The sequence below is a fragment of the Bacillota bacterium genome, assembly GCA_040754675.1.
Classification (GTDB): domain Bacteria; phylum Bacillota; class Limnochordia; order Limnochordales; family Geochordaceae; genus Geochorda.
This window is the reverse complement of the sequence record JBFMCJ010000440.1, coordinates 1-3,400: the sequence shown is the minus strand read 5'-3', so window position 1 is coordinate 3,400 and position 3,400 is coordinate 1. Positions and strand designations below refer to the sequence as shown.

Genomic DNA, 3,400 nt, shown 5'->3' with positions numbered 1-3,400 from the left:
GCGGCGGAGGAGAAGTTCCTGCGGGCGGCGGCCCTGGATCCCTTCACGGCCACCTATGCCGCCGACCTGGCGCAGATCTACACCGCCGTTGGGGTGATGTACCAGGGCAAGGGGTCTTATTACGCGCAGGCGGACGAGTGGCTGGAGCGGGCGTTCAGGGCGCAGTCCCACTCGCTCCGGCTGCGTATGGCGGCGTGCGACCTGCTCCTGCAGCGGGGTGAGGTGGATCGGGCCGCCCGGGAGGCGGAGGCGGTGCTGGACCTGGTGCCGTTGGCCACGGAGTCGTGGGAGGGTGCGGCCCGGGCCTGGATGCTGGGGGCGCGGTTCCACCTGGACCGGGGTGCCCCGGCGGCGGCTTTGGCGTACATCGAGAAGATGCTCGAGTTGCCGTCGCGTATGGAAAAGGTTAACGAGAGGCGGCAGGAAGTGCGCCGGGGACTGTACCGCGGGCCATCATGGACGCCCGCCCTGCAGATGGCCCTGGGGCAGGCCCGGTTCCTGAAAGGTGACTTCGCGGGCGCGGTGCAGGAACTCGAGAAGGTGAAGGCTGACCGCAACCTGGGGGCGATGGCGCAGGCGTGGATGGCGGCTGCGCAGTACCGCCTGGGGCACGAGGCGGAGGGGGACAGGCTTGCCCGCGACCTGATCGCGCGGGATGCGGGGCTGGGCGAGGAGATCAGGCGGCTGCGCGAGCAGCCCGTGGCCGGGTCGTAACGGGGAGCGGGAGGGGTGCAGCGTGGGAATCCCCAGGAACGAAGTAATCGACCAGGAAGCGGATTTGCGGGAGGGTGAAATCGACCTCCGGCAACTCCTGCGGGTGCTGCGAAAGTGGGCGTGGGTGATCGCCCTGATCACCGTGGTGGCGGTCATCAGTGCCGCCGTGCTCAGCTATTTCGTGCTGGACCCGGTGTACGAGGCCCAGGTCACCCTGATGGTCACCCAGGCGCTTCCGACCACCCAGCCCGGCGGGCAGCCGTTGCAGGGGCAGGGCCTGGATCAGTTGATGAGCGTGCTGGCCCGGCTGCCGCAGATGACCCTGAACACCTACGTAGGCCAGTTGACCAGCGAATCCCTCATGCAGCGGGTATTGGACGCGCTGGACCTGGACCGGCAGGGGTACACGGCCCGCAGCCTGGCCGGTCTGGTCCAGGCCAAGAACATCAAGGACACCAACCTCATCCAGGTGACGGTTTCCCACACCGATCCCCACCTGGCGGCGGAGATAGCCAACGCCGTTTCCCGCCAGTTCGTCGAGTTCGTGTCCGAACAGAACCGGGAGCAGATGGCCAAGTCGGTGGAGTTCCTGGAGAAACAGAGCGCCGAGGTAGAGGGCGAACTCAAGGCGGCCCGGCAGAAACTCCACGATTTCCAGGTCCAGGCGCGGGGCGTGGCGGTGGTGCAGCAGGAGTTCGACTCCAAGAGCGCTGACCTGGCGCGCATGCAGTCGGAAGCGGTTCAACTTGGGGTGGCCATCGACCAATTGCAGGCGGGGGTGCGGGGGCTGCAGGAGACGCTGGCGTCGACCCCCCGGACGGTGATGGTGGAGGAGGACGGCAAGAAGATCGAGAGGCTCAACGACGTGTACATTTCCCTGTCCCAGATGCTGGAGCAGAAGCAGGTGGAGCTGGCGGAGAAGCAGGCGCGCCTGGGCAGCACCCGCCGATTCATCGCCCAACTGGAGGCGGATCTGGCCGACCTGCAGGCCGAACTGGTGGACAAGCAGGCCCAGGAGAGCGAGTTGCGGGCGCGGGTCGATCAACTGAACCAGACCTACCAGACCCTGCTGCAGAAGAAAACCGAGGTCCAGATTGCCCGCTCCATCAATCTGGGCGAGACCTCTATCCTGGTGGTCTCGCCGGCGTACATCCCCAGCCGTGCCGCCCGCCCCAACCGGCAACTCAACATGGCGGTGTCCGGGGTGCTGGGGGTGATGGTGGGGGTCATGCTGGCCTTCCTGCTGGAATACCTGGACAACACGGTGAAGGGCGCCGAAGACGTGCAGCGCGTGCTGGGGGCACCGGTCATCGGCAACGTGCCGCTTTTCACCGGTGCCGATCGGGGGAGGTAGGGCCGTGAACCTCTATCTCGTCAGTCACCGTCATCCCAAGTCGCCCGCAGCGGAGGCCTTCCGCACCCTGCGCACGAGTCTCGCCTTTGCCTCGCCCGAGCCCGTGCGCACCCTGCTGGTGACCAGCGCGGCGCCCGAGGAGGGCAAGAGCACCATCGTCAGCAACCTGGCCGTGGCCCTGGCCCAGGCGGGCAAGCGGGTGCTGGTGGTCGACGCCGACCTGCGCAAGCCCCAGCAGCACCGCATCTTTGACGTGCCCAACCACCGGGGGCTCACCAACATCCTGGTGGGAGAAGCCGAGGTAGCCGACGTGCTGAGGGCTACGCCGGTGCCGGGCGTGGATCTGGTCAGCTCCGGCCCCATCCCTCCCAACCCGGCGGAACTGCTCGACTCGGAGCGGGCCCGTTCCTTGTGGCCCGCCCTGGCGGCACAGTACGATTGTGTGCTCATAGACTCCCCTCCCCTGGTGGCGGTGGCGGACAGCGTCATCCTCAGCACGCAGGTGGAGGGGGTGCTGGTGGTGGTGAGGGCGGGCGTCACGCGTATCGATCTCCTGCGGGAGTCCCGGGCCCTGCTGGAGAAGGCGGGGGCGCGGGTGCTGGGAGCCATCCTCAACGAGGTGCGCCACGCCCCGCGTGACTACCGCTATTACTACTACTACCACAGCGAGCAGAAGCGCCGGGCTTCCGAGGAGGAGTAGCGCCTCCACGGCAGAGGGGGTGCTGGGGTGCCAGCCCGTGCCAGAGCAGACGAGACTACCGTGACGCACGCTGGCACTGCGCGTACGGAGCCCGCGCCGGGACCGCGGCGGGTGGTATGTGATATGCACGTACATGCATTGCCCGGCGTGGATGACGGTGCCGCCGATTGGGGTGAGAGCCTGGAGATGGCCCGGCAGGCGGCTGCCTGCGGGGTCACCCACCTGGTGGTGACGCCCCACTACCTGCCCGGTGTGTATGACGCGGACGCCTCCCTGGTAAGGCAACTGACCGGGGAGTTCCGGGAGCGCATCGCTACGACGGGGATTTCGCTGGAGGTGCTGGAGGGCTCCGAGGTATTCCTCTCCCTGGAGGTCCCCGACCTCCTGCGCAGGGGTGTCCTGACGACCCTGGGAGACCGGGGTGACCACCTGCTGGTGGAGTTGCCGGCGGGCGAGTTCCCCCGCTGGACTGCCGAAGTGCTGTTTCGCGTGCGCCTGCAAGGGGTGGTGCCCGTCCTGGCCCACCCGGAGCGAAACCACGTCCTGCAGCACAGGCCGGATCTGCTGGGGGACCTGGTGCGGCAGGGGGCGCTGGTGCAGGTGGAGGCGGGGAGCCTCACCGGGCTGCACGG

At 68.0% G+C, this 3,400-nt stretch carries 4 protein-coding genes; all 4 read left to right on the top strand.

From position 1 onward, the window contains the following. Positions 1 to 714: hypothetical protein (locus AB1609_18610; protein MEW6048459.1), on the top strand; the 714-nt coding region annotated here is incomplete at its 5' end. 22 nt (positions 715 to 736) lie between these two features. Further along, on the top strand, positions 737 to 2,068 hold the full coding sequence (locus tag AB1609_18605) for a Wzz/FepE/Etk N-terminal domain-containing protein (GenBank protein MEW6048458.1): 1,332 nt from the start codon (positions 737 to 739) through the stop codon (positions 2,066 to 2,068). Between the two features lie 4 nt (positions 2,069 to 2,072). Beyond that, positions 2,073 to 2,768 (top strand): CpsD/CapB family tyrosine-protein kinase, encoded by a 696-nt coding sequence (locus AB1609_18600; GenBank protein MEW6048457.1) that lies wholly within the window; start codon positions 2,073 to 2,075, stop codon positions 2,766 to 2,768. A 123-nt stretch (positions 2,769 to 2,891) separates the two neighbouring features. Continuing rightward, positions 2,892 to 3,400 (top strand): CpsB/CapC family capsule biosynthesis tyrosine phosphatase (locus AB1609_18595; GenBank protein ID MEW6048456.1); only part of this gene is annotated, 509 nt, incomplete at its 3' end.